This window comes from Bacillus sp. NPDC057893 (assembly GCF_042796455.1).
Classification (GTDB): Bacteria; Bacillota; Bacilli; order Bacillales; family Bacillaceae_G; genus Bacillus_A.
On sequence record NZ_JBHVNG010000005.1, the window covers coordinates 246,601 to 273,471 of the forward strand.

Annotated in this window: 22 protein-coding genes and 1 pseudogene; 5 read left to right on the plus strand and 18 right to left on the minus strand. The window is 34.7% G+C overall.

Features of this window, described 5'->3' with window-relative positions; translation table 11 throughout:
* Positions 1-276: 276 nt before the first annotated feature.
* Together ACFVQC_RS22385 and ACFVQC_RS22390 are read right to left on the minus strand one after the other, a co-directional pair.
* Complete coding sequence (locus ACFVQC_RS22385) at positions 277-1,059, minus strand: tetratricopeptide repeat protein (RefSeq protein WP_377899311.1); 783 nt, start codon at positions 1,057-1,059, stop codon at positions 277-279.
* A 30-nt stretch (positions 1,060-1,089) separates the two neighbouring features.
* On the minus strand, positions 1,090-1,353 hold the full coding sequence (locus tag ACFVQC_RS22390; protein WP_377899312.1) for a response regulator aspartate phosphatase: 264 nt from the start codon (positions 1,351-1,353) through the stop codon (positions 1,090-1,092).
* Positions 1,354-1,651: 298 nt separating this feature from the next.
* Between ACFVQC_RS22390 and ACFVQC_RS22395 the strand changes: the two genes are divergently transcribed.
* Positions 1,652-1,837 carry a YkvS family protein gene (locus ACFVQC_RS22395; protein ID WP_002148107.1) on the plus strand — a complete coding sequence of 62 codons (186 nt, stop codon included), beginning with the start codon at positions 1,652-1,654 and terminating at the stop codon, positions 1,835-1,837.
* A gap of 62 nt (positions 1,838-1,899) precedes the next feature.
* Here ACFVQC_RS22395 and ACFVQC_RS22400 read toward each other — a convergent pair whose 3' ends face one another.
* The 3 genes from ACFVQC_RS22400 to ACFVQC_RS22410 all read right to left on the minus strand — a co-directional run bounded on the left by ACFVQC_RS22400 (position 1,900) and on the right by ACFVQC_RS22410 (position 5,728).
* The gene (locus ACFVQC_RS22400; protein ID WP_070142537.1) at positions 1,900-2,199 is read right to left on the minus strand and encodes an ArsR/SmtB family transcription factor; all 300 of its coding nucleotides are present in this window, start codon (positions 2,197-2,199) and stop codon (positions 1,900-1,902) included.
* Positions 2,200-2,417: 218 nt separating this feature from the next.
* Positions 2,418-3,614 (minus strand): alanine racemase, encoded by a 1,197-nt coding sequence (alr, locus tag ACFVQC_RS22405; RefSeq protein ID WP_377899313.1) that lies wholly within the window; start codon positions 3,612-3,614, stop codon positions 2,418-2,420.
* A gap of 746 nt (positions 3,615-4,360) precedes the next feature.
* Positions 4,361-5,728 (minus strand): lytic polysaccharide monooxygenase, encoded by a 1,368-nt coding sequence (locus tag ACFVQC_RS22410; protein WP_377896089.1) that lies wholly within the window; start codon positions 5,726-5,728, stop codon positions 4,361-4,363.
* 343 nt (positions 5,729-6,071) lie between these two features.
* Here ACFVQC_RS22410 and ACFVQC_RS22415 point away from each other — a divergent pair, with 343 nt between their 5' ends.
* On the plus strand, positions 6,072-6,245 hold the full coding sequence (locus ACFVQC_RS22415) for a hypothetical protein (protein ID WP_002012755.1): 174 nt from the start codon (positions 6,072-6,074) through the stop codon (positions 6,243-6,245).
* Between the two features lie 86 nt (positions 6,246-6,331).
* On the opposite strand, the gene ACFVQC_RS22420 is transcribed toward ACFVQC_RS22415, so the two are convergent.
* The 4 genes from ACFVQC_RS22420 to ACFVQC_RS22435 all read right to left on the minus strand — a co-directional run bounded on the left by ACFVQC_RS22420 (position 6,332) and on the right by ACFVQC_RS22435 (position 11,274).
* Positions 6,332-9,421, minus strand: a complete 3,090-nt coding sequence (locus tag ACFVQC_RS22420) for an AAA family ATPase (RefSeq protein WP_377899314.1) — start codon at positions 9,419-9,421, stop codon at positions 6,332-6,334.
* Complete coding sequence (locus tag ACFVQC_RS22425; protein WP_377899315.1) at positions 9,418-10,575, minus strand: exonuclease SbcCD subunit D; 1,158 nt, start codon at positions 10,573-10,575, stop codon at positions 9,418-9,420. Before ACFVQC_RS22425 ends, ACFVQC_RS22420 begins: the two co-directional genes overlap by 4 nt.
* A gap of 15 nt (positions 10,576-10,590) precedes the next feature.
* A complete protein-coding gene (locus tag ACFVQC_RS22430) occupies positions 10,591-10,830 on the minus strand; it encodes a DUF2584 family protein (RefSeq protein WP_002148113.1) in 240 nt (79 codons plus the stop codon).
* Positions 10,831-11,016: 186 nt separating this feature from the next.
* Positions 11,017-11,274: a hypothetical protein gene (locus tag ACFVQC_RS22435; protein WP_001119412.1), complete on the minus strand. Its 258-nt coding sequence runs from the start codon at positions 11,272-11,274 to the stop codon at positions 11,017-11,019.
* Between the two features lie 356 nt (positions 11,275-11,630).
* Here ACFVQC_RS22435 and ACFVQC_RS22440 point away from each other — a divergent pair, with 356 nt between their 5' ends.
* Positions 11,631-12,683, plus strand: a complete 1,053-nt coding sequence (locus ACFVQC_RS22440) for an enoyl-CoA hydratase/isomerase family protein (protein ID WP_377899316.1) — start codon at positions 11,631-11,633, stop codon at positions 12,681-12,683.
* 159 nt (positions 12,684-12,842) lie between these two features.
* Entirely contained in the window at positions 12,843-13,475 is a 633-nt protein-coding gene (locus tag ACFVQC_RS22445) for a LysE family translocator (RefSeq protein WP_377896178.1), read from the plus strand.
* Positions 13,476-13,581: 106 nt separating this feature from the next.
* Here ACFVQC_RS22445 and ACFVQC_RS22450 read toward each other — a convergent pair whose 3' ends face one another.
* From ACFVQC_RS22450 to ACFVQC_RS22485, 8 genes and pseudogenes are all read right to left on the minus strand, one after another.
* Positions 13,582-15,042: a CoA-acylating methylmalonate-semialdehyde dehydrogenase gene (locus ACFVQC_RS22450; RefSeq protein ID WP_377899317.1), complete on the minus strand. Its 1,461-nt coding sequence runs from the start codon at positions 15,040-15,042 to the stop codon at positions 13,582-13,584.
* A gap of 39 nt (positions 15,043-15,081) precedes the next feature.
* Positions 15,082-15,972, minus strand: coding sequence for an NAD(P)-dependent oxidoreductase (locus ACFVQC_RS22455; protein WP_377896176.1), 891 nt, complete (start codon positions 15,970-15,972; stop codon positions 15,082-15,084).
* A 16-nt stretch (positions 15,973-15,988) separates the two neighbouring features.
* A complete protein-coding gene (locus tag ACFVQC_RS22460) occupies positions 15,989-17,698 on the minus strand; it encodes an acyl-CoA dehydrogenase family protein (RefSeq protein WP_377899318.1) in 1,710 nt (569 codons plus the stop codon).
* Positions 17,699-17,853: 155 nt separating this feature from the next.
* Complete coding sequence (gene prpB / locus ACFVQC_RS22465; protein WP_377899319.1) at positions 17,854-18,762, minus strand: methylisocitrate lyase; 909 nt, start codon at positions 18,760-18,762, stop codon at positions 17,854-17,856.
* An 18-nt stretch (positions 18,763-18,780) separates the two neighbouring features.
* Positions 18,781-20,217 carry a 2-methylcitrate dehydratase gene (gene prpD / locus ACFVQC_RS22470; protein WP_377899320.1) on the minus strand — a complete coding sequence of 479 codons (1,437 nt, stop codon included), beginning with the start codon at positions 20,215-20,217 and terminating at the stop codon, positions 18,781-18,783.
* Positions 20,218-20,315: 98 nt separating this feature from the next.
* Positions 20,316-21,437 carry a citrate synthase gene (gene mmgD, locus ACFVQC_RS22475; protein ID WP_377899321.1) on the minus strand — a complete coding sequence of 374 codons (1,122 nt, stop codon included), beginning with the start codon at positions 21,435-21,437 and terminating at the stop codon, positions 20,316-20,318.
* Positions 21,438-21,849: 412 nt separating this feature from the next.
* Positions 21,850-22,044: pseudogene (locus tag ACFVQC_RS22480) on the minus strand (HesB/YadR/YfhF family protein); the annotation flags it as partial.
* Positions 22,045-22,291: 247 nt separating this feature from the next.
* Positions 22,292-23,437 carry an MFS transporter gene (locus ACFVQC_RS22485; protein WP_377896275.1) on the minus strand — a complete coding sequence of 382 codons (1,146 nt, stop codon included), beginning with the start codon at positions 23,435-23,437 and terminating at the stop codon, positions 22,292-22,294.
* A 238-nt stretch (positions 23,438-23,675) separates the two neighbouring features.
* Here ACFVQC_RS22485 and ACFVQC_RS22490 point away from each other — a divergent pair, with 238 nt between their 5' ends.
* Positions 23,676-23,954 carry a hypothetical protein gene (locus ACFVQC_RS22490; protein WP_002148133.1) on the plus strand — a complete coding sequence of 93 codons (279 nt, stop codon included), beginning with the start codon at positions 23,676-23,678 and terminating at the stop codon, positions 23,952-23,954.
* A gap of 82 nt (positions 23,955-24,036) precedes the next feature.
* On the opposite strand, the gene ACFVQC_RS22495 is transcribed toward ACFVQC_RS22490, so the two are convergent.
* Positions 24,037-26,535, minus strand: a complete 2,499-nt coding sequence (locus ACFVQC_RS22495) for a PBP1A family penicillin-binding protein (RefSeq protein ID WP_377899323.1) — start codon at positions 26,533-26,535, stop codon at positions 24,037-24,039.
* Positions 26,536-26,871: the final 336 nt, after the last annotated feature.

Here is a 26,871-nt window from a genome sequence, read left to right on the forward strand (position 1 = left end):
AAAATATATAACCTCTTTTAGAAACTACAGGCTGTTTAAACAAACACAAAAAAACCTTCCCTTTTATATGTCTAAAAGTCTTCTTACTTTATGCGATCACTTTATAAGGCTGACTTTCTTTGTACGTTTACAATTGTTTCTTCAAATGTAACAATTCGCTCTACAAATTCCATAATAACGAATGCGTTTTTAATGCGTCTTGTAAAAAAAATGATCCCTATACTCTGAAAAACAATACTGCTAATCCTAAAAACACTTAAAATACCTACATTTAATTTAGACGTATACACCCTCTTTTTGTTGAATAATTTTTCTAGCTTCATAACTTAAATAAAAATACTGGATAGCTTTCTTTTCATTTGCAACATCAAAATATTGAATCGCTAACCGCTCCGCATATTTTTTTACTTCTATCCATAAATTTTGTTCTTTGAAATATTGAATTGCTTCTTCGATAATCACTTCTAACTCTTCAATCGGCATTTCTTCATTTAATGCTTTTAAAATATTGAAATGATACTCATATTCTCTGTTACATATTTTTAATCCCTTTTCAATATACCGACTCGCTTCTTTGAATTTTTTTAGTTTTGAATATTCACTCGCTAATAAAAATATTGTTCTATAATCTTTCTCAATTTCTCCAAAAGAATAAATTAAATGTTGGATAGCTAATTCTGAAAATTTTTGCTCTGCATATAATAAACATAAATTGCATCTAACTTTTATTATTAGTTGTTCTTCTTTTAGATTTGTAAATGTATTCATCGCCGACACTAAATATTCTTCTGCAAGCTCATATTGTCCTAGTGCTATACAACACACCCCTAAAGTATTTTTGCAAGCCGCAGTTTTAACTTCATACCCTAAACTCTTACCAAAAAAATCTTGTGCTTTCAAAGCATAAGAAATCGCTAAAGTCGGTTGTGATATACAACAATGAAATAACGATACTCGATAATTAAATTCCGCTTTCTCCGCTTCATCTGGTATTGAAGCCAGCAAACTCTCAGCGACTTTATAATGCTTTTTTGCGTTATAATAATTCCCTAGCTCCATTTCGTAAATAAATTCAAAAAAATAATAATACTACTGTAAAAACGTATCCGTTCTTTCTGAAATCGAATTTATATTAGTTTTTTTACTATCAAATTCCCCAATCAACATTTTATATCGAAAACTAAGCAAAGAATAATAAATTAAGATTTCTTGATCTTCTTCCATATTATAAATTTTACTATCTATTTCTTTTTTTAACTCCCCAGCTTTAATTACATGTTGCACTAGCATCTCTTGATACCAATTATTTAATAGTCTTATAATTTGACTTTTCATTACAATGCTTGTACTCAAATATCCCACCCTCTCTTTGTTCTACATATTAATACAATTATTAACAGAGAATAAAGTGTATTTCCACTTTCACTTTTTTTATTTTTCTAGCAAAATATTTGGAATTAAAGGGGTGGATTTTCACAATTTCCTACACATAAATAGAAAATATACAATTTATTAACATAATGTTACTCTATGTTTTTTATTAAATAACAAATATTTTATTGATAAACAAAACTAAATATTCACTATTATAACTATACGTGGTTTAATATATATAATAAACAAACATTTCTGTCTTTTATGAGGAGGTACTATGAAAGCAAACGTAGGGGATACTATACTTTTTCAAAGAAATAACCTGAAAATCACTGGCTCTGTATTAAAACTGTACACTGAATCTGTCTTAGTTGAAATTACAGATGTAAATGGTGGTACTTTTGAATTTGATCGAACTATTGTGAATCATAAAAACTATAAAATCTTAAATACAAACAAATAATGAAATACAAAACAGTCCCTCTGTTTTATAACAGAGGGACTGTTTTGTACAATGAACATCCATTAGTTTATATATCCTAATACATTAACAATCTTGCTTGCTTTTAAATTATTAATGTAATAATAAATTTCTAATCCTCTTCTCTCTGCTTTTAGCACTTTACCTTTCATTTTTGATAAATGCTGTGAAACAGTCGATTGCGGAATGTTTAATATTTCTGTCAATTGAGTTACATTACAAGTTTTACGGACACTTAATTCATTTACAATTTGTAAACGTATTGGATGCGCCATAATTTTTAAAATATCTACATCTTCTTCAGTAACTAAAGTTTTTTTTATCTCGCTCGTATATGTTGTCATAAGACATTCCCCTTTTATTTGAATTCCTTTTTATTAAAATCTGCTTCTAAATAAAATGTAATCTCTAAAATACAATTAAGACCCTTATATAGAAATAATAGGATTTTGATTATTTAAAAACAGCAATGCTATTTATTTTATTTATTTGGTACATATACATAATACAATTTTAATATGTGCTGCATGTGAAGTTAGCATAAATTTATGGTGAAGATTCTTCATTCATTTATACATAAACTGATAGGACTTCTTCGTAGTTCATTTATTATTTCGATTGGCTTATTGTCTTTTATATAGATGCGAGGTATCCTTCTACTTAACATACAAGTAATCTCATAATTAATTGTACTTAATATATCTGCAACGCAATCTACACTTATTGATTCCTTGCCTTGATTACCATAAAAGACCACTTCATCCCCAACATGTATTGGCATGATTTTTGTTACGTCCAACATTAACTGGTCCATACAAATACGTCCTATAATAGGAACTTTCATACCCTTTATTAATACAAACCCTTTATTCGAGAGTTGCCTGCTGACACCATCCGCATATCCAGCCGGTATCGTCGCAATCCATTCTTCTCCTGTCGCTGTATATGTTGCTCCATAGCCAACCCCATTTCCTTTTTTTACTTTTTTGATATGCGCAACTTTTGATTTAAATGTCAGGATAGGCTGTAACGAAATAGCTTCTTGATTGACATCTGCAGATGGATAGAGACCGTATAACGCGATTCCAAGGCGGACCATATTTCCTTTTGTTTCTCTCATATCAATTGTAGCAGCACTATTATTGGCATGAATCCATGGAATAACAATTTGTAACTCTTCTGCTTTGCTTACGGCTTTTTGAAATACCTCTTGTTGCATGAGAGTATACATTTTATCCCTTTCATCTGCACAAGCGAAGTGCGTGTACATTCCTTCAACCTGAATATATTTTGTACACTTTAATGTTTGTAAAAACAATGTGACTTCATTAAGTTGTAAACCGAGTCGGCTCATTCCAGTGTCAATTTTAATATGGATGTACGCATTCTTTTCCATTTGTGAAGCAACCTCTTCTATAGCATGCAAATCCTCAATTGTATATACTGTCATGCTTAAATCATACGTAATTGCATCTACTATCGCTTCATACGGTGTGTATCCAAAGATTAATATTGGTACAGTTATACCAGCTTCTCTAAGTTCAATTCCTTCATCTACAAACGCAACTGCCAAGTGACTTGTGCCTGCCTCTATTACCGCCTTCGCAATCGGAACTGCCCCGTGTCCATAGGCATTCGCTTTTACAACTGTCATAATCGCTGTACCAAATGGAATAGCTTGTTTGTACTGTTGGAAATTACGTTGCAGTGCATTTAAATCAACTTCAATAATAGTATGTCTACCGTAGTTAATTTTCATAATTTATTTACCTCCTATATTAAGCTATCAAAAATGCTTTTCCTGAATAGCCAAGTTCATGAATCCGTAAAAGTCATTAGTATTCAAACGAAAATCCGTCGGTTATTATTTTTTGAGTATTCCTTCAGTTATTTTTACCTCGTAACCTTCCGTGAGCTAAAATCGTTAAAAATCACATTCACTCTCACCCTCATATTTTTACATATCTTTACCTATCCAAAAAGGTACACACATTATGTATTTTTACAGTCTAGTGGTATGGTGGAGAGGTATAGAGATACCTCTTTGTAATACAATTGCTTTACGAAGTAATACTATATGAGTAATAAATATATCTACTGTATAAAAATATTCATAAGATGACGTCATGTCCTACAACTATATAATTTAACTATTCGTTTTTACGGTAATTCCAATGTATATTAAACATTTAAATGTAGTGATATTTAGTTTACGAATTGATAATTAGGAGGCTGTTGTAAAGTAAATTACAAAAAGGGTATTTTAGTTGGTCTTATATGTGTATTTGTATTTTCATTAAGTGGTTGTAATTTTATCGATGGGTTTAAAAGCGGATTTGCTTCTAATACGGAAAAGGTAGAAAACCAGGAGGAAAAATAAATCCGTACAAAAAAGACGACATTTTATATGTCGTCTTTTTTGTTTCAACTTTAAAGTGAACTCTCATTATTACTTTATTACACCAAAGCCCGTCAGTCATTCCTTAGTTCAAAACCAGTAAAAGCTTACACTGTTTTCCATAATGATAAAGCATAAATCCAGTTTGGATCCCCATTTCCTTGGTAATTTTGGACAGCTTCATACACTTTCCCTTCGTGTACGACTCTATCTCCCTTTTTATATGCCTTCTTTGAATTCCACGCTTCGTATGAAGCGCTCTCAGTTTTTGTGGTAACTTTGAATACATCGCTTTGTGTTGATTCATTTCCAGCTACATCAACAGCTTTCACCGTATATTTATATGTAGTATTAGCAAGCAAATTTTTGTCCATATGAGAAGTAGTGTTGGATGTTCCAATTTTTTTCATTACGCCTGATATTTCTCTGTAAATATCGTAATGGTCTACACCATCATTATCGTCAGACGGACTCCACATCAGATCAACACTTGATGCTGTCGTTCCCATGCTGTGTAATCCTTTTGGCTGTGTAGGTGCTTTTGTATCAAGAATCGCTACTGATGTTTTCACTTTAACTGCCGTACTTTCTTTCGATACATTTCCAGCTGCGTCAATCGCTTTTACAGTATAAGAGTATTCAGTACTTGGTTGTAAATGTTTATCAATAAAATGAGTGCCTGGTACTGTGTCAATAATCTCTCCATTGCGTAGGACCTGATAACCTTTTACCCCTACATTATCCGTAGAAGCGGTCCATGCTAGTTCTACACTATTTGCTGTAACTTTTGTTGCCTCAAGTCCATTTGGATTACTTGGTGCTTCTGTGTCTGGTTTTTCATTATTGACTAGATTTACATCAATTACATTATAGAATGCATTTGCTGTATCAGCTACATCCCATACCGCTAAAATAACATGGTATCCACTACGATCAGTAGGTACGTTAATTTTGTGATTTAAATTGTTTAAAGCTGCAGAGCCATCATGTTGTACAGTTCCAATTGGCTCAAAGTCTGCTCTTGTTAGCGCTTTATTTGGATTCCAACCTTTTTTCGTAATATAGTAATGCCATTTGCTTGTTAAGTGAGGAGCTGTATACTTCCATGTGAACGTATTTTCTCCACCTGTTATCGTATTTTTAAACCAACGCTCTGTTGTTTGTTGATCCAAAATACCACCAAATTTCCCACCTGCCGAAGCAATCTGCCCATCAACTGGGCCACCTTGTGGAAATCCTTTTGGAGCTTCTAAGCTTTGAGGTTCATACATAATACTTTCGCAGTTCACGTTCAGTGCGCCGTAAGTTGGGCTACATAAAGCAGAACGACTTCCAGGTTTTTCAACAAAACCGTGCGCATATGCATTTTGAGGAATGAGAGTCGTGCCTATGATTCCAGCCGTTAATGCAACGGCTCCCAGACTTTTCTTGTTCATCTTCATATTTAGTAGGTGTTTTAAAATTCGATTATTCATGTTCGTATCCCCTTCTTGTTATACTTCGTAGTGTGATGAGGGCTTTGATGCAAAAGAATAACAATAAAGACACTTGTTTTGGAGAGTGCGTAAGAAACGCACACTTAATAATGAACGAATGTTCCATTCATTATTATTGAATATTTATCTTTACGGATATATCATGACATATAAACTACTAAAACTTGTGCAGAAATTGTGCAGAAGCGTCGAACTTAATACTAACACTAGCTAAATATTAAATTCACTTAGATGCTTATACATACAACTTCTTCATTTTTAACACATGTTAGGCGTTTGTATATACTATTACAAAACACATTTTTATAAAGGAGGGAATCATATGCCTACAATGTTACAAGAAGAAGTTGAAGAAGCACGAGAAACATATGTCAGTCGTATCATATTAGTAGGTGGATCAGCATTATTTTTAGCGGGTGGTGTTATATCGGCAATTTCTGCTTTTAAAACTTATAATCGATTATCACATACGCCGCCTACTTCAGATAACTCATAGTTCCTTATTTCATACAAACGCCGCCTCCAATAAGGAGACGGCGCTTTATTTATTATTTCACTAAATTTCTCCGCAATTAAATCTTGTTACTTCACCACAAACTTAGTCTGACTACACCCATCCTTCTGCTTTGTTACTTCTAATACAGCTGGCATTGCGTTTTTCAGTTCTTGAACGTGTGAAATTACACCGATAAACCGGCCTGATTTTTGTAAATCGATTAGGGCGTCAACTGCTTTCGTTAATGACTCTTCATCTAATGAGCCGAACCCTTCATCGATAAACATCGTTTCGATGGAAATACCACCTTCATACGCTTGAATAACGTCTGCCATTCCGAGCGCTAAGCAAAGTGATGCGTTAAATTTCTCACCGCCAGATAATGTTTTTACATCTCGAGTTTGACCTGTATATGCGTCGTATACATCTAAGCCTAATCCACTTTGTCGATTCCTCTTTTCAACTCGTTCGCTTCGTTTTAAATAAAATTGTCCATTTGATAATTTACGTAGTCGTTCGTTCGCAATTTGAACAATTTGTTCTAAATACTCAATTAAGATGTAACGTTCAAAGGATATACGACTATCGTTATCCCCTTTCATTACTTCATATAAATCAACAAGTTCTTGGAATGCTTTTTCTTCCTCATGAATTTGTTCATCAATTCGTTTAATATTTTCATGTAAATCCGTAATATATGATACGGCGTTTTGAGCACGTTGTCGTTTTTCTTTAATAATATCAAGGTTAATTTCCAATTCTTTCACTTGCTCATCTAATGAAGAAATGTCTATATACGCTTTATCTTTTAAGTGTGTCTTTAATTCTTCAATTTGTTTTGTAAGTACTTCTAGAGATGAGTAATAACTTTGGATTTCTTGTTGTAACTTATCCATCTCAGCATCATTTAATTTGGATTCTGTATATGTTAATTGATCTGTAAATCCGCTTTGTTCTAGCTCTTTCATAAAGCGTGTGAAAGTCTCTTCTTTCTTCTCTTTTGCACTATTAAATTGATTAGAAGCACTATCATGTTCTGCTTGAATACGTATATTTTCATTTTGCCAATGTTGATACGCTTCTTGTACTTTCTCCCATTCATCTTCCATTAAACGAAGTTCTTGTAGAGCTTGGTCAAACTGTACTTTCCAAACTTGTACCGTTTGCAAGCTTTCCGGAATATTTTGCTTATCATGTTCATATGACGTACGAAGCTGCATACACTCCATTTCAGTACTGTGCTGCACGGTTTCTACTTCACGCTTTTGTTTCTGGAGTTCTTCTACTTTTTCTTCTACGCTTTTTATATTCACAGCAATTTGCTTACGCGTTTCTTCACTTGATTTTAACGTATTTACTTCTGCTGCTAATTGCTTTCCTTTTTGAACGAGCGCACTATATGTTTCTACTAATTCTTCTGAGCGATACCCTCGCTTTAGGACTTCTTCTATCACTTGTTCATATTGAACTCGATAGAAATTCCACTTTTCTTCTAATTGAACATGTGATTTTTCCGCAACGTTTTTCTTTTCTCTTAGCCCATTTAACTCTTTTTCATCAATTGCATTACTTTGCTCTGTAGCTTTTTTCGGGTGATCCATGCTACCACATACTGGACAAGATTCACCATCATGTAAATGAAGAGCTAATATACCAGCTTGCTCACCTAACCAGCGGCGTTCCATATTTTCATACGCACTAACTGCAAGTTGCATCTTATGAAACGCAATTTCTTTTTCTTGCTCGTATTTTTGTTTTTCTTGCCATACATCATATGCCTGCTTTAATACTTTTGCATCTTCTCGCATATTCGTTAGTTCTTCTACTTTAGCTACATATTGTTCAAGCGCTACTTCTAATTGCTGTAATTCGCCAGACATTCTTTGTTTTTCATTTTTATGCGCTTCTAGTTGTTCATCTAACTTTTGCATACCTTCTTTTAATTTTCCTATTTGAATTTCAGCATTTTGCAAATTTAACTTTTTCTCAGCTAATGATGCAATAATTGGTTGTAACTCTTCTAGTCTTTGAACTTGTTTTTTAGCATTTTCTCGCTCGGATGCCTTATTCTTTAATGCTTCATATTTCTCCTGAGCAAGTGCAAAACTGTTCATTATATGCTCTTTTTTTGCGATTATCTGTTTTAACAAACTTTCAGACTGCTGTTCATATTGCATCGCTTCCTCATACCATTGCTCAAATGGTAATAATCGCTTCGCCTGTTCCGCATGTTTAAAAGATTTTTCTTTCATTTCGATTACGGCACGGTTTTCTTGTAAAGTACTGTACTTCTCATTCTTTTGTTCTAAATCTTTGAATTTCTCATTTACAGCTTTTGCTGCATGAAAACGTGCCTCTGCTTCTTTTAATTGTTTCGTTTTGTCATTTTGTTCTAAGTGTAATTGCTCAACCTCTGTATTGTACCAAATTGTTTCTTGTTCTAATGCCTCTACTACTTGATGTGTATTTACATGCTCTTGCTCCACTAATGTCTCTAATAATGCCCCATCACGTATTGGTAATTTAAATACATTACGGAAATATAGCTCACGTTCTTTTTGTTTTTCTTGTAAGACGTCTTTCCATTGTTTACGCTTTTGATCTAATATCTCACGCATTAATTTATAACGATCTGTTTTAAAAATGCGGCGTAGTATTTCTTCTTTATTTTCCGTTTCAGATGTTAATAATTTTCGGAACTCTCCTTGCGGTAACATGACAATTTGGCTAAATTGATGTTTACTTAATCCAATTAAATCTTCAACTTTTTTATTTACATCCGTTACATGAAAACGATCGACACATGGAACTTTTTCCTCATCAATTACTTCATATAATTCGACTGCATGTCCTGTAATTGTTTTATTCCCTTGTTTTTTATGGCCCAGTTGTCGTTTAATTTCATAACTTTTTCCTTTTAATTGAAAAGTTAATTCCACACTTGTATAAACATCATCATCAGCAAATTGGCTACGAAGCATGTTTGTATCACTGCGCTCTTCTCCACTAGCCTCTCCATATAATACATAACAAATCGCATCAAAAATCGTTGTCTTTCCAGCTCCTGTATTTCCAGAAATAGCGAAAATACGATGCTCACCAAGATCTTTAAAATCGATTACTTCTTTCTGTTTATATGGACCAAATGCGGTCATTATAAGCTGAATCGGTCTCATCCTCGTTCACCTTCCCGTTCTTGCACTGTTTGCAAAACATCTAAAAATAGACGTTCTTTCTCTTCTGATAAATCTAGCCCTTTCATTTCTTTATAAAATGCTTTTAAAAGAGATAAATCATCCGTTTTATGTCTTGAAACAGTTACTTCATTTTCATCTGTGAACTCTCGTCTTTGAATAGATCTTTCAACATGCATTGCATTTGGGTATACAGAACGTATTTTTTCCATTGGCTGCAAGACAGGATTTTCATCTAATAATTTCACAAATACATAATCTTCACTCACTGGATGAAGTAATAAATCGTCTATTTTCGCTTCTACTGTACGCATTTTACGACGTGGTGTAAGTAAACGTTTTTCAATTGTTGTTTCACCTTTTTCATCCAGTTCCACAATATAATATCCTTTTTTATGCTTTTCTTCAGAAATAGAATATGCAAGTGGTGAACCTGAATAACGAATTGTCTCATTACGTACAAAATGCGCTTGATGTAAATGGCCAAGCGCCGTGTAATGAAACTTATCAAAATAATGACTATTTACATATTCAGCACCACCAATTGAAAGTGGTCGTTCCGCATCACTCGTATTTTCCTCTGCCTCTCCTGAAGAAGTTACAAATGCATGTCCTACAAATACGTGTCTCGCTTCTTTATCCATCGTTTCAGAGAGTTCATTCATAAAAATACGCATCGCGTCATCATGAGAACGAACATCTTCATTTTTCAATATATGTCTAACAATACTTGGATCTGCATACGGAACGAGATGGAAATGAACCTCTCCGTATTCATCATTTAAAACAACAGGATTGTATGGAAATTGAAATTGTCCAACAATGTGTAATCCCTGTTTTTTCATTAAATTACTACCAAAATGTATGCGGTCCGGGCTATCGTGGTTTCCCGCAACTGCGATTATTGGTGTTTGTAAATCAATAACTATCTTTTGTAATACATCATTTAATAAGTCTACTGCTTCTGTAGGTGGAATTGCTCGGTCATATAAATCTCCTGCAATAATTACAGCATCCGGTTTTTCTTCTTCAACAGCTTGCACAAACTGATCTAACACAATTCTTTGATCTTCAGTCATATATACACCATGAACAAGCTTACCTAAATGCCAATCCGCTGTATGAAAAAACTTCATATTACCCTTCTCCTTTTAGTTTACTGATTGTAGTGAAACAAGCTGATAGTTTAGTGTAGTTTTTCCGTTCTCCCATTCTAACTTTTGGACAATTGCACTACCGATTCTTTCTTCGTTTGATTTATATAAAGGCAATATTTCTTGAATAGTAAATAGATGATAACCATCTAAAATTAATTGAAATAAATTATCTTCTATATGTACTCTTACTTCTTTTTCATTTGAAATAATTTTTGTGTGCATCTCAAATTTCATGCTAGATACAACCCCTTTTTTTCTAATCTCTACATTTTAATAGTATAGTGGTCATGCAAGATTGACAAGTAAATACACTGCGATGTACATACTTTTTTAATTATAAGTATTTTATGTTTTTTTTACATAAAATACGGTATGTGAAATTATCAATATACAAAAATAAAAATGCCCTTTCTGGCATCCTTATTTTTGCAAGTACTCTTTCATAACGTAATACAATACAGTTATTAAGACAATTGCTACAAAAAACGCGAATACGGCCACAACATACCCATCTTTATTTAGTAAAAAACATATGGAAATAGATATTATAAAAATCGGAAACACGAGACGCACCTTATCCTTCACTTCTTCTGTCGTATCTGTATGATGAAAATACTGTGTAATTCCTACCATAAGAGATGACAAAATAATTACCGACAATAGTAAAGGTCCTGGCATTCCGATCTCTCCTTTCTCTATTTCTAATTATATACAAACCCCACACTCTTTAAAAGTTAGATAATTCAGCCTTTTAACCTTTTCTACATCCACTCTTTAATGTATTGTTACGCCACGTATACTAACTCAATATAAGTTATACATATAATAGCGCCTTCAACACTATGATTTCAAATAATTGCGCTTACAGTAATGTTGTAATATTCCTCTTCATCCTCTGAAATCCTGCAAATATAACTCGTCAAAATATGCGATAAATAATAACACTAAGCACCTAATTTAGACAAAAATTATAGAGGACATTTCAGCATGTATCAAGAAATAAGAATAGAAAGATAAGTAAGGGAGGATTTATTATGACCGAACACGTTTTATTTTCTGTTAGCGAAAACGGCGTTGCATCTATTACTTTAAACCGTCCAAAAGCACTTAATTCTTTATCCTATGACATGTTACAACCAATTGGGCAAAAACTTAAAGAATGGGAGCAAGATGGGCGTATTGAACTCATCGTTTTAAAAGGAGCTGGGACGAAAGGTTTTTGTGCAGGTGGTGATATTAAAACGCTTTACGAAGCACGTTCTAACGAAGTTGCATTACAACATGCAGAGCAGTTTTTTGAAGAAGAATATGAAATTGATACATTTATTTATCAATACAAAAAACCAATTATCGCTTGTTTAGATGGAATCGTAATGGGCGGTGGTGTCGGTCTGACAAATGGAGCTACGTATCGAATTGTAACAGAGCGTACGAAGTGGGCAATGCCTGAAATGAACATCGGTTTCTTCCCTGATGTCGGTGCTGCTTATTTCTTAAATAAAGCACCTGGATATACTGGTCGATATGTTGCTTTAACAGCATCCATTTTAAAAGCTCCTGATGTATTATATATTAACGCTGCTGATTACTTTATGACATCAGATTCATTACCAAATTTCCTTACCGCACTTGAAAATGTAAATTGGAAAAACGAAGATGTACATACTCATTTAAAAGATGTTATTCGTACATTTGCAACTGCTCCAAACTTAGATGGCAATCTTTCTTCTTCATTAGAAGAAATTAATTCGAATTTTGCATTCGATACAATTGAGGGAATCATTCAATCGTTAGAGAAAGATCAAAGTACATTTGCCCAAACAACGAAAGAAAAGCTATTATCCAAATCCCCTGTTTCATTAAAGGTAACATTAAAACAGTTTATCGATGGCCAAGAAAAGTCAGTTGAAGAATGTTTCGCGACAGATCTTATACTCGCTAAAAACTTCTTGCGACATGAAGATTTCTTTGAAGGAGTACGCTCCGTTGTAGTTGATAAAGACCAAAATCCAAATTATAAATATAAACAATTAAGTGATGTTTCAGAAGAAGATGTAAATCGATTCTTTAACTTACTTAACGCCTAAACAAAAAGGCCATATAGAGTAGCTCACTCTCAGCTACTCTATATGGCCTCTTCTTTTCAGTTAAATAATTTTAAATATAATGTAATTTTATTTAACTGAAATATATGTTAAACTAACGTTAATCGAATTTTCTAAAAACAACAAAGGAAGGCGGATAACATTTTGGAAAATTTTTTTCTGTTTATTATTATGTCTATATGTCTTATTATTCTACCCGGTCCTGATACAGCAATGGCTACGAAAAACACATTGGTTGCTGGCAAAATCGGTGGCGTAAAAACTGTTTTTGGTACTTGTGTTGCGCTTTTAATTCACACTTTAGCTGCTGTAATTGGTCTTTCAGCACTTATTGTGAAGTCTGCTCTTTTATTTTCTATTTTTAAATATGTTGGTGCTGTATATTTAGTCTATATTGGTATTCAAGCCCTTTTAGCAGTAAGAAACACCGGAGACTTAAACACAAATGACGTTCCAATAAATAATGACAATAAACATACTTCTTGCTTTCGCCAAGGGTTTCTTACAAATTTACTAAACCCTAAGATTGCAGTCTTCTTTTTAACTTTTTTACCACAGTTTTTAAATCCAAATCATAATACATTTATACAACTTCTCGTTATGGGACTTACTTATCTCATTTTAACAGTCATTTGGTTTGCTTTTTATATATTTTTAATTGATAAAATTAGTGCTTTTATGAAAAAACCGAAGACACAGCGTTATATTCAAGGAATTACAGGAATCGTCTTAATTGGGTTTGGTATTAAATTAGCCTTTGAAAGAAATAGTTAACACAATGCAAACGAAAATACACTACTCCATTATGAGTAGTGTATTTTCGTTTGTATTATTTTGATAATGAATGGGAATGCACCCCACTCATTATCCTTTCACTTTATTAAAACCAGCGCTCAGTTACAACTTTTTTACGTGTATAAAATTGAACACCATCCGTACCATTTGTACCTAAATCACCAAAGAATGAAGCTTTATTTCCTGCAAATGCGAAGAATGCCATTGGTGCAGGAACATTTACGTTTACACCGATCATACCAGCATCGATGTTATCACGGAATGTTTGTGCATGCTTACCATTTGAAGTATAAATAACAGCACCATTTGCAAATTTTGATTGATTCGTCAGTTTAATACCTTCTTCTAAATCTTTCACTCTCACAATACTTAGTACTGGAGCGAAAATTTCATCTTGCCAAATTTTCATTTCTTGGTTTACACCATCAAAGATTGTTGCTCCAACAAAGTAACCTTCCCCAACTTCTTCATGGATTTTACGACCATCTACTAATAAAGTTGCTCCATCTGCTACACCGCTATTAATATAGCCTAAAACACGCTCTTTATGCGATTCACGGATTAATGGTCCAACGTAATTATCTTCGTTGAAACCGTCACCTACTTTTAGTTTTTTCGTCTCTGCTACTAGTACATCGATAAATTCATCAGCGATTTCATCTACTACTGCTACTACTGAACATGCCATGCAGCGCTCTCCACTACTTGCGAACGCAGACCCAATTACACCTTGTACTGTTTTCTCAAGGTTGCAATCTGGCATAACAACCGCATGGTTTTTCGCACCTGCTAACGCTTGTACACGTTTACCATTTTTTGTACCAGTTTCATATACGTAGCGTGCCACTGGCTCTGAGCCAACAAACGAAACTGCTTGAATATCTTTATTTTCTAAAATACTATTTACAACATCTTTTCCGCCTTGTACTAAATTTAATACCCCTTTTGGAAAACCAGCTTCATAGAATAACTCTACAAGTCGCTCAGCTAAAAGTGGTGTTCTTTCAGATGTTTTTAATACGAATGTATTACCGCAAGCAATTGCAAGTGGGAACATCCATAATGGAATCATCATCGGGAAGTTAAACGGTGTAATACCAGCAACAACTCCGATTGGATAGCGCCAAATCGATCCATCAATTCCACTAGCAATATTCGGAAGAGCTTGTCCCATCATTAAATTTGGTGCTGATGTTGCAAGTTCTACCGCTTCAATACCACGCTGTACTTCACCAGTTGCATCCGTTAGCGTTTTACCGTTTTCTAGCGTAATGATTTTTGCAAGCTCATCTTTATTTTCTTGTAACAGTTGTAGATATTTGTATAATTGTCTTGAACGATTTGGAACTGGTACTTTAGACCATGTTTTGTATGCCGCTTTTGCCGCTTCAACAGCTTTTTCAACATCTTCTTTTGGAGAAAGTGGAACGTAAGCGATGATTTTTCCAGTTGCCGGATTCGGAACCGCTTCTACTTCCGTACCAGTAGATTCTACCCATTCGCCATTAATATGATTTTTCACTCGTTTAATTTCAGTTGTAATCATTATATTCTCTCCTTTTTTATCATGGTTTTTATAAGTGCACTATTTTTGATTAGAAATTAATTGTTCGCTAACTTTCTTATATAAAGCAGCCATATCGTTTTCACCATATCCTGCCTCACTCGCTTCTTCATATACGTTTAATAACATCTCACTTACTGGTAAGTGAAGTTCACTTTCTTTAGCTAAATCTACCGCAAATCCTAAATCTTTCTTTAATAAATTTACAGTAAAGCCCGGATCATAATTTTCTGATGCAATGAAACTTTTATAATTACGCTCATAAATTCTACTTTGACCGTAACTTACATTTAAAATATCAAACATTTTATCTAAATCCATATTGTTCTTTTTAGCTAATGTTAAAGCTTCACTCACACCAGCTGTATAAAAACCAATTAATAGATTGTTAATTAATTTAACAGTTGTACCACTATCAATCTGCTCACTAACATGGAAAACATTCGCTCCAAGTACTTCCATGACAGATTCAGTTTTTTCATATACTTCTTTCGATCCACCAACCATAAACGTTAATGTACGGTTTTCTGCACCAATTACCCCACCACTAACAGGTGCTGCTAAAAAGTCTACTTTCTTTTTCTTCGCCGACTCCTCTAACTGTTTGTTTAACTGTGGAGATACTGTACTTGTATCAATTAAAACTACATTTGAGTGGCTATTTTCAAATAACCCTTCTGCTCCAAAATATACTGCTTCAACAGCACGAGGTGACGGTAAACTTGTAAAAATCACATCACATGTCTCTGCTAGTTTCGAAATTGATAAACCGATAATTCCGCCTTCCTTTTCAAAGGAAGCTTCAGCTTCTTTATTCAAGTCCACTCCGTATACTGTGTAACTTGATTTAACTAAATTTTTAGACATCGGAAGACCCATGTTACCTAAACCGATAAAACCAATCTTTTTCATATCGCTTTCCTCCTATTTACACAATATATTTCCCGCGATTTATAATAGCTTTCGCAATATCTCTCTTTTTCGTAAATAAGTTCGTGTATAAAGGCACTAATAATTGACGGATTTCAGCTAAAACTACACTTCTATCTTGTTCTTCTGTGACAGCTGCTGAAAGGATGGAAATCGCAGCTTCTTCTACTTTACGATATCCTTCTTCACAAATAACATCTGTTATCATTTGCTTCGTACGCTCTTTTTCCTCACCATTTTTAGTAACTGCTTTCCTCGTACGTAAAAATGCTGATTCCATGACGTACACGTCCGTCAACATATTTGATAATACACGTGAATATTCTTGCTCCTGATCAATTTTTAAGTCCGGAGTTTTAGAGAGCGTTTTCAAAGATTGTTTCAACAATTTTTTCGCTAATAAAATGTAACGATGGTTTCTTTCTACATTTTCCATATCACTTTCTACTTCATGCTCTTCTATTTGCTCTATTTGTTTCATTAACATTTTGGCAACTGTTAATCTGTTAATTTCGTTCGTTCCTTCAAAAATACGACTAATTCTAGCATCACGATATAAACGTTCTACCTCGTACTCTTGCATATAACCGTATCCACCATGAATTTGTACAGCCTCATCTACAATATTGCCCAGTGTTTCAGAAGCATTTACTTTATTAAGTGCACATTCAATTGCAAATTGGGACATTTTTTTCATAAGATCTTCATCACTCTCATGAATTGCTTCATCAATTACACCTGCTGTGCGGTAAGCTGCACTTTCTGCTCCATATGTAGAAATAATCATATTGGCAATTTTCTCTTGAATCATCGTAAAGTCCACTAATTCAGTTTGGAACTGTTTTCGTTCTTTTCCATATTGAACTGACAAACCGATTGCTTGTTTTGCTGTTCCAATATTTCCAAAAGCAAGTTTCAACCTAGCGAAGTTAAGAATATTAAGAGCTACGTGATGACCTTTCCCAACTTCCCCTAAAACATTTTCAGCTGGGATGACAACATCTTCTAAAATAAGCGTCGCTGTTGAAGAACCTTTAATCCCCATCTTCTTTTCTTCTAGTCCTATTGATACACCTTCACATGTTCTTTCGACAATAAACGCTGTCATTCCTTTATTTGTCTTCGCAAAAACAACGTATACATCTGCCATATGAGCATTTGTAATCCACTGCTTCTCACCATTCAACTTCCAAGCTGTACCATCTTCATTCAATACTGCACTCGTTTTTGCACTTAATGCATCAGAACCAGCATTTGGCTCAGTTAAAGCATAAGCACCAATCCATTCTCCTGATGCGATTTTTGGCAAATATTTTTCTTTCTGTTCTTTCGTTCCGTAATATATGTAAGGCAATGTACCTACACCAGCATGTATATTAAATGAAACACTAAATGCACCAGCGTATCCCATTTTCTCTGCTACAAGCCCTGAAACGGCCTTTCCTAGCTCAAACCCACCGTATTCTTCTGGGACCTCGATACTTAATAATCCAAGTTCTCCAGCTTTTTCAAATAATTGACGAGAAACTTTATAATTATGTTGTTCAATGTTCTCAATTTGTGGAACAATTTCTTGTTTAACGAATTGTTCAATCGTTTTTGCAATTAAATCTTCATCCCCTGAAAAATCTTCTGGTGTAAAGAAAGTATTGTTCACATCTTTATTGAGTGAAAAAAATTCATCCCAAGGTAACTTCGTTTTCTCCATCTGAATCCCCCTATCATTTCGGCCTTCATTGCTCCTTGCATATGCTCGTCTACGATGAGTGGAATATCTTATTATTGAAAACAGAAGGCGATGAATTTTCACATCAAGCAGTTCGTTTTGCCAAAGATGTATTCTCATCGCCTTAGTTGTTCTACCTATTGATCTTCAGATAATACTGTTTTTGCAATACCAGTATCTAATTCTTCAAAGTCATGATATGAAATTGTTTCATATAATTCACTTCTCGTTTGCATATTAGAAAGTGCATCTTTTTGAGAACCTGTTTCCTTAATTAAAGTAAACACATTCTCATACGCTTTCGCAGCAACTCGAAGTGAAGTTACAGGGTAAATAACCATTTGGAAGCCCATATTCGCAAATTCCTCAGCACTATAATATGGTGTTTTCCCGAACTCAGTCATATTTGCTAGTAAAGGTGCATTCACTTTGCTAGTAAATAAACGGAATTCTTCTTCCGATTGAAGCGCTTCTGGAAAAATTGCGTCTGCACCTGCTTTAACATATGCATTCGCTCTTTCAATCGCAGCATCTAGTCCTTCTACACCGCGTGCATCTGTGCGTGCTACAATATATAAGCTTGGCGCAACTTCTTTAATCGCTTTAATTTTTTGAACTAATTCTTCTGTAGTAACAAGTTTCTTACCATTTAAATGTCCACATTTCTTTGGTAATTGTTGATCTTCAATTTGAACAGCCGCTACTTTTGCCTCTACCATTTCTACAGCTGTTCTCGCTACGTTTAGTACTCCACCAAATCCTGTATCAATGTCAACAAGAACTGGTAAATCTGTAGCTCTAACTAGATCCCTTGCTCTTTCAGCTACTTCAGTAGATGTCACGATACCTAAATCTGGTAGACCTTTACTTGCAGTGTAAGCAGCTCCCGATAAATAAAGAGCTGAAAAATCTGTATTTTTCGCAACAAGAGCCGCCATTGCATCATGAGCACCTGGAATTTGCAAAATTTCATTTGCTTCTACTAAAGCTCGGAAGCCATTCGCAAGCTCCTCTTGTGTTGACTGTTTATTCACAACCCAAGCCATTCTAAATTCCCCCTATTATTAAATTAAGAATAGATCTACAAATTCGTTTACATTCATATTTTCTAGTTTTTCTTCATTTAAACAAACTTCATGAATTTGTTCTTGTTGCTTACTAGAATAATGACCTGCCATATTTGCAGTGAATTTTCGAACAACTTTTGGAATCGCTTCGTCTCTACGGAAACGGTGACCAAGTGGGTATTCACATTCCACATTTTCTGTTACAGTACCATCTTTAAAATGAACTTGAACAGCGTTGGCGATTGAGCGCTTGTTCGGGTCAAGATAATCTAAACTGTACTGTTTGTTTTCAACAACAACCATCTTATTTCGTAATTCATCTACACGTGGATCATTTGCTACTACATCCTCATAATCGTCCGCAACGATATCTCCTTTTAATAAACCAATTGCTGTAATGTATTGTAAACAATGATCACGATCAGCTGGGTTATTTAATGGACCTTCTTTATCGATAATACGAATTGCTGATTCATGAGTTGTTATTGTAATGCGATCAATTTCATCTAATCTTTCTTTAATTTCCGGATGTAATTTCACAGCACATTCTGCAGCTGTTTGTGCATGGAATTCTGCTGGGAATGACACTTTGAATAATACATTTTCCATTACATAAGATTCTAGCGGTCTTGCTAATTTTAATTCTTGCTTATTAAATAATACATCTTGGAATCCCCATCCTGGCGCAGATAATGCTGTTGGGTAACCCATTTCACCTTTTAGAGCAGTCATTGCAAGATGAACACCGCGGCTCGTCGCATCTCCTGCTGCCCATGATTTACGTGAACCAGTATTTGGAGCATGACGATATGTACGAAGACTAGAATTATCAATCCACGCATGTGATAATGCATTAAAGATTTCTTCACGCGTTCCGCCAAGCATTTTCGCAACTACTGCAGTTGTTGCTACTTTTACATATAATACATGGTCAAGACCAACACGATTTAAGCTGTTTTCTAAAGCAAGTACACCCTGAATTTCATGTGCTTTAATCATCATTTCTAGTACTTCACGTACTTTTAATGGTTCTTTTCCTTCTGAAATACGAACGCGGCTAATATAATCTGCTACTGCTAAAATTCCGCCTAAGTTATCAGATGGATGTCCCCATTCTGCTGCAAGCCAAGTATCGTTATAGTCTAACCAACGGATCATACATCCGATATTAAATGCGCCTTTTACTGGATCTAGCACATAAGATGTTCCTGGTACACGTGTACCATTTGGCACGATTGTTCCTGGTACAACTGGTCCTAATAATTTCGTACACTCCGGGTATTGTAGTGCTAAAATTCCGCATCCAAGTGTATCAAGTAATACGTAGCGGGCCGTACTGAATGCTTCTGCACTTGTAACCTCTTTATTTAATACATAGTCCGTAATTTCTTCTAATAATGCATCTTTTTGTTTAATTTCATTTGTTTTAATCATGCTATTCTTCCCTTTCTGTCGAAAATTCGTTATTATTAATGATGGGTGTCGGTCAAACACCCATCTGGCGGGCGGCGCTAACAACTCCCCAGTTGTTTTTATTTACTAAATGCATGTCGCTCGCCAATATAATTTACACGTGGACGGAACAAACGATTGTTCGCATGTTGTTCAATAACGTGCGCACATAGTCCTACTGTTCTAGAGCTAAAGAAAATTGGTGTGTAAAGTTGAATTGAAATACCAAGCATCCAATATACTGGAGCAGCATAGTAATCAAGATTCGGATAAATGCCTTTTTCCTTCTCCATAATCTTCTCTCCAGCTTCACACATTTCATATAGTGTATAATCGCCTTTTACATCACAAAGCTGTTTTAAAGCTTCCTTCATCATAAGTGCTCTTGGATCTATCTTCTTCATATATACGCGATGTCCAAAGCCCATGATTTTTTCTTTGTTATAAAGTTTCTTCTGTAATAGTTCTTCAAATTTCTCAACATTGCCAGCTTCTAAAAGCATGTACATAACAGCTTCATTTGCACCACCATGTAAACTTCCTTTTAAAGATGCAACTGCACCTGTTAGAGCACCGTATAAATCCGATTGTGTTGATGCAATTACGCGAGCTGTAAATGTAGAGTTTGGCATTTCATGTTCACTATATAAAACGAGGGAACGATCAAAGATCTTTTCCTCAAGTTCAGTTGGTTTTTTACCAGTTAACATATAGAAGAAATTCGCACTATATGACAATTCCTGAAGGGGCTGAATTGGCTCCTCGTTATTTAAAATATGATAGCTATTCGCTACAATATTTGGCACTTTACTTAAAAGCTTGTACCCTCGACTTTTATTCACTTCTAACGAGCGGTTTTCGATATCACTATCGTAACCAGCTAATGCAGACACACCTGTACGTAACCCATCCATAGGATGCGTTTCTTTAGGCAATGCCTTTAGCACATTAAATACACCTTCTGGCACTGCATATTCTTCTTTTAATTTCTTTTCAATTATTGCTTTCTCATCCTCATTCGGTAAACGTTCTTCTAATAAAAGGTGCACAATGTCTAAATACTCTTTTGTTTTTGAGAGTTCGATTAAATCATACCCTTGAATTACAATTTCACCTTTTACTGTGTCAAGAAACGAAATTTTCGTCTCCGCTGCTACTACACCATCTAATCCCGGGGAAAATTTTTCTTCAGCTTTCATCATTATTTCCTCCAATCCTAATAGATCTTCGTGCACATAACTGTAAGCCTTTACAATACTGTGAAACTACATTTCTATTTCAATGTATCAGAGTTTTTAGAAGATTTCAATTTATTTTATAATGATAAGTTTTCTATACTTTTACCGATGTAATAATACAATTTTTCAAAAATAACTTTCATCTTTTATAAAGAAAGGCCAGACATCTCTTTCAATTTTCTAAAACGAAATATAACGATTTTCCATATAATCCCACTGGATATACCTTTAATCTCTTTTTTTTAACAAATATAAAAAAAAGAGCTGCATTCATGCACAGCTCGTTTTTTATAATATTTATTTCATATTCCCATAAATATAATTCTTATATAAAATTTATTTATTTTTAATAAAATTATTATTTCACATAATTAAATTAAATTTCTTCCGTTTCTTTACGATAGCTTACAACTAAATCATAGTTTTGAAAGTACCAAAGATCATCAAAATCTATAAAAAATAAAATACCGTCCTTCTCAACTGACACTATTTCCCCGTCTGTTTTCTCAGAAACAATTCCTAAAGAATATCCTGGCTGAATTGAGCTATTTCCTCCGTACCTTACAATAAAGTGAAACTTTAATCAGTGGGGGTTTTGTCCCTCCCCCACTGATTATTAGCCCACACCAATCGGGCATTTACGAGCAGTTAATCTCCTGCCTAACTCCCTTGTATTTGCTGAATTTTGAGGTGGGGGTCTTACTGCTCGCAAATAGCGGGGTAAATCAAATAGATTCATCATGCTTTATACGCAATTCTTCCTTAAACCATTGTAGAGCATCATGATCAATTGAAATTTTCATCTTCGCTCCTCCTGTTTACGCAAAATCTTTTTTGCCTAATCGTTGTTTTACAAAAATGACAAATATAATTAAAGCTATTAATCCTGAAATTGCACTGCCTGCGAATAAAATACGGTAACCAAATATTTGTGAAATAAATCCAAGTAAAATCGCACCTAATCCAATACCTAAATCAAATGCGGTAAAGAATGAGGCGTTAGCAACTCCTCTTTTACTCGGAGCAACAATTGTAAGCATCGCTGCTTGCAAAGCAGGCTGTGCTGAACCAAATCCAACACCGTATAATGCCGCTGCGATAATTACACCCATTAAACTATTTGAAATAGTTAATATAACTATAGCTAAAATGGTAATACATAGTGCCGGGAGTATGATAAATACTTCTCCATATTTATCTAATAATTTGCCTGAAATCGGCCTTACAATTGTTAAGGCAATTGCATATACAAGAAAGAACGTCCCAGGATTTACATCAATTGATGACGCAAATAACGGTAAAAATGTTGTTATGCCTCCGTATGCAAACGATAAAAAGAAAACAACAATTGTAATTGATAAAACGGATTTTTCAAATAGCTGAATTTTCCCTTTTTCTTTTTGTGGCGTGAATGGCATTTTCGTTATTAACGATAATACGACTGCCATAAAGGATAAAAGAGTTGCTAATAAGAATAGGCCATGAAATGAATAATTTTGTACAACCCATAATCCAATCATCGGGCCGATTGCCATTGCAATTGTCATCGCCATCCCATACCATCCCATTCCTTCACCACGGCGTGAATCTGGAATAATATCAGTTATAGCCGTACCAACAGCAGTTGTAGAAACGGCCCATGTCACGCCATGAATAACGCGTAAAACCGCTAAAAATATAATAGTTGTTGCTAAATTATAAGAAAACATTGTTAGTCCAAAAAAGATAAGTCCCCAAATAATAAAAGATTTCCTACCATATCTATCTAACATACCTCCAATAATCGGCCGTATCATTACTGCCGCTATTGTAAACATTCCCATCATCAGTCCAACTTGTGATTCATTTCCACCAATCTCTTTAATAAAGAGCGGGAGCGTTGGAACAAGTAAATAAAACCCTGTAAATAAAAATAACATTGCGATAGTCATTTGAATAAATGATTTCGTCCATAATCGTTCCATTAAAATTCCTCCATAAACACGTAAAATATTGCAATCAACACATCAATTGTATATGTTTCATATTCCTTTTCCCTCCGCTATTAGACGTATCTTTTCGTAATAAATGGTCCACCATCAATTCACATTGGTCTTACGACTTTGTACGTATGTTTCAACCGAAAGTCCTATCTATATGTATCTTTATAAGTATTAAAAGAATATACTACTTTATCATTGTAACTTAGGAGTGATCGTCTTCATGTGGGTATCACCAAGAATAACTGCCGTTGTCCCATCAGTTCCCTCAATACATGTTCCTGCCATTCATACAGCTAGTTCTGATGTTGGTATCGAACTTCCTGCCGCTTGGCAACAATATCAATCGACTGACCAAGTCACCCCTTCATTTTGGCATCATGGTACACACCCTAGTAGTACTACTTTTTATAGCCCTAGTTATCCAATACCTCCAACTCAAATTTTTTATCATTTCCCGTCAATTTACTTTCAAAATTTCTATGGTACTTTTAACATTTAAAAATAATATTACTCTTTATAATACAAAAAGCACCAAAGAAACCGTTTTTCCCGGTACCTTTGGTGCTTTTTAAATGCATTATTTATTGTCCATTATTGGAAGGAGCCTCTCCTGTGTTCCCGCCAGTAGTTGGTGGGGGTGGAGTTTCTTGGCCACCTCCAGTGGTTGGTGGATTTGGCGTTCCTTGGCCACCTCCAGTGGTTGGTGGATTTGGCGTTCCTTGACCACCTCCAGTGGTTGGTGGATTTGGCGTTCCTTGGCCACCTCCAGTGGTTGGTGGATTTGGCGTTCCTTGACCACCTCCAGTGGTTGGTGGGGTTGGCGTTCCTTGACCACCTCCATTAGTTGGTGGATTTGGCGTTCCTTGACCATTTCCATTGTTTTGTTCATTTTGCTTATTCTGTTCATCTTGTTTCTTTTGCTCTTCTTGCTTCTTAAGTTCCTCTTGCTTCTTTTGCTCTTCTTGTTTCTTAAGTTCTTCCTGTTTCTTTAATTCCTCTTGATTTTTCTCTTCTTCAGTTTTTTGCTGTTGGTCTTGTTTTGGTTGTTCCGTTGTATCCGGTACGCTCGTATTTGGAGATGAATCACGTTTTTCACCTTTTATACGCAATTCACTACCTTCTTGAATAACACTACTTGGCATTTTAAAGCGTGATTTATCTGTAGCCATCTCGCTCATCATTTCTTTAAAGATCAACTGTGCAATTTTCGTATTTTTACTACTAATATACTCGTCTTTACCATCTTTCATATATCCAGTCCATACTGCCATCGTATATTGCGATGTATATCCTGCAAACCAACTATCACGAGTTGCACTTTCTGGAATTTTATATTGCGCTAGTTGTTTTGAATCATAGTTTGTTGTACCTGTTTTACCCGCGATATCTAAAGAACCTACATTTGCAGATGTACCAGTACCTGATGTAACTACAGAACGAAGCATATCGGTAATCATATACGCTGTAGAATCGGCCATAACTTGTTTTGGTTTTTGTCCAAAACTTTGTGACTTGCCGTCTGGATAAACTACTTTCTTAACAAAATGCGGCTTCGTATACTTACCATCATTACCAAATGCCGCATAAGCACCCGCTATTTCAGTTGGTGATACTTCGTTTGTACCAATCGCTGTAGATTCTGTCGGTGCTTTATTAAATGTAATACCTAGTTTCTCAGAGAAGTCTTTCGATTTACTAATCCCCACTTCTTTCGCTGTTTTAATAGCCGGGATATTTCGTGACATTTTCAATGCATCACGCATTGTAACTGATCCTAAATAATTTCTATCAGCATTTCTAACTTCTTGTCCTGTTGAATACTTAAATGGAGAGTCATCAATTTGGTGATAAGTAGCCCATTTTAAATATTCAATTGCAGGAGCATAGTCAAAAATTGGCTTCATCGTTGAACCAGCTGCACGATCTAATTCAATCGCCATATTATGACCTTTAAATACTGCTTTATTTTCGCCACGACCACTACCTATAGCGCGAACTTCCCCTGTTTTTGTATCCATAAATGTGAAAGCACCTTGGAATTTATCATTTGGATAATCAATAATATTTGTATTTAAAATATTATCAGCCAATTTCTGTGCTTTTGGATCCAACGTTGTATAAATTTCTAAACCATCAGAGCCAATATTAGCATCTGGTAATTCTTTTTCTACTTCTTTCACAACCGCATCCATAAATGCAGGATATGGCATTGTTTGTTCAGTTACAGTCTTAAGCCCATCTGTTACTGGAACTTTTGATGCTTCTTCCATTTCTGCCTTTGTAATATAACCATGTCGATTCATTAAGTTTAGTACAGTATTTCTTCTTTCTGTCGCCCTTTCGACATTTTCTTTTTTCGTTGGATCATAGTTATTCGGTGCTTTCGGCAAACCGGCAAGCATCGCAACTTCTGGTAATGTTAAATCTTTTAATTCTTTACCGTAGTAGTTTTGCGCTGCTGTTGCGATTCCATATGAACGGTTACCTAAATTAATTTTATTTAAATACATCTCTAATATTTCATGTTTTGAATATTGTTGTTCTAGCTTATACGCTAAATATATTTCCTGAACCTTACGCTTTGACGTTTTTTCCATCGATAAGAAGTAATTTTTAATAACTTGCTGCGTTATCGTACTTCCACCTTGAGAGCCATAATCTCCTTTAAGACTGACTAAAACCGCACGGGCAGTACCTTTAAAGTCTACCCCGCTATGCTCGTAAAAACGTGCATCTTCTGTTGCTAAAAATGCATTTTCTACTAATTTTGGAATTTGATCATACGTAACATTCGTTCGCTTTTCTTTCCCATATTCATATACCAAATTCCCGTCTTTATCATAAATTTTTGAGGATAACGGATTAACAAGTTTTGATTTCTCAAGTTTTGGCGCATCCTTTATCATAACAAAAAAGGTAGCAACCCCTGCCACTAAACCTACAATACCAAGTAGTAAACAACTGATTAAAAATTTACGAAAAAACGATGTTTTACCTTTTGGTTTTGTTTTTTTAGAAGCTGGCTGTTTTTTCTTTTGAACTTGTCGTCGCTCCTCTCGAGAACGATAATTTTCTGACATGTTACTTTCTCCTGCCTTTCAATTCTCCCGTTGATTTACATAAAATATTGAGGTCACCTTCACAAATATACTTATATTTAGAAAGTTTATTAACCGGAAGCATTCAATATTTTCCCAATTCACAGATTATAAATTTTGGAATACTTCTTATACAAACTATATTCACCTCTATTTTCTTCTAATAATACCGCCCCTTAAAGCATAGAATGTAAGAAGTGAATTTTTAATACCTCGTATAAATAATATACCTTTTTTTCAAATGGTCAATATTTTCTTATTTATAAATCAAAGGTGAAATAAAAATAGCACAACGATATGTACTTCGTGTGAACTTCC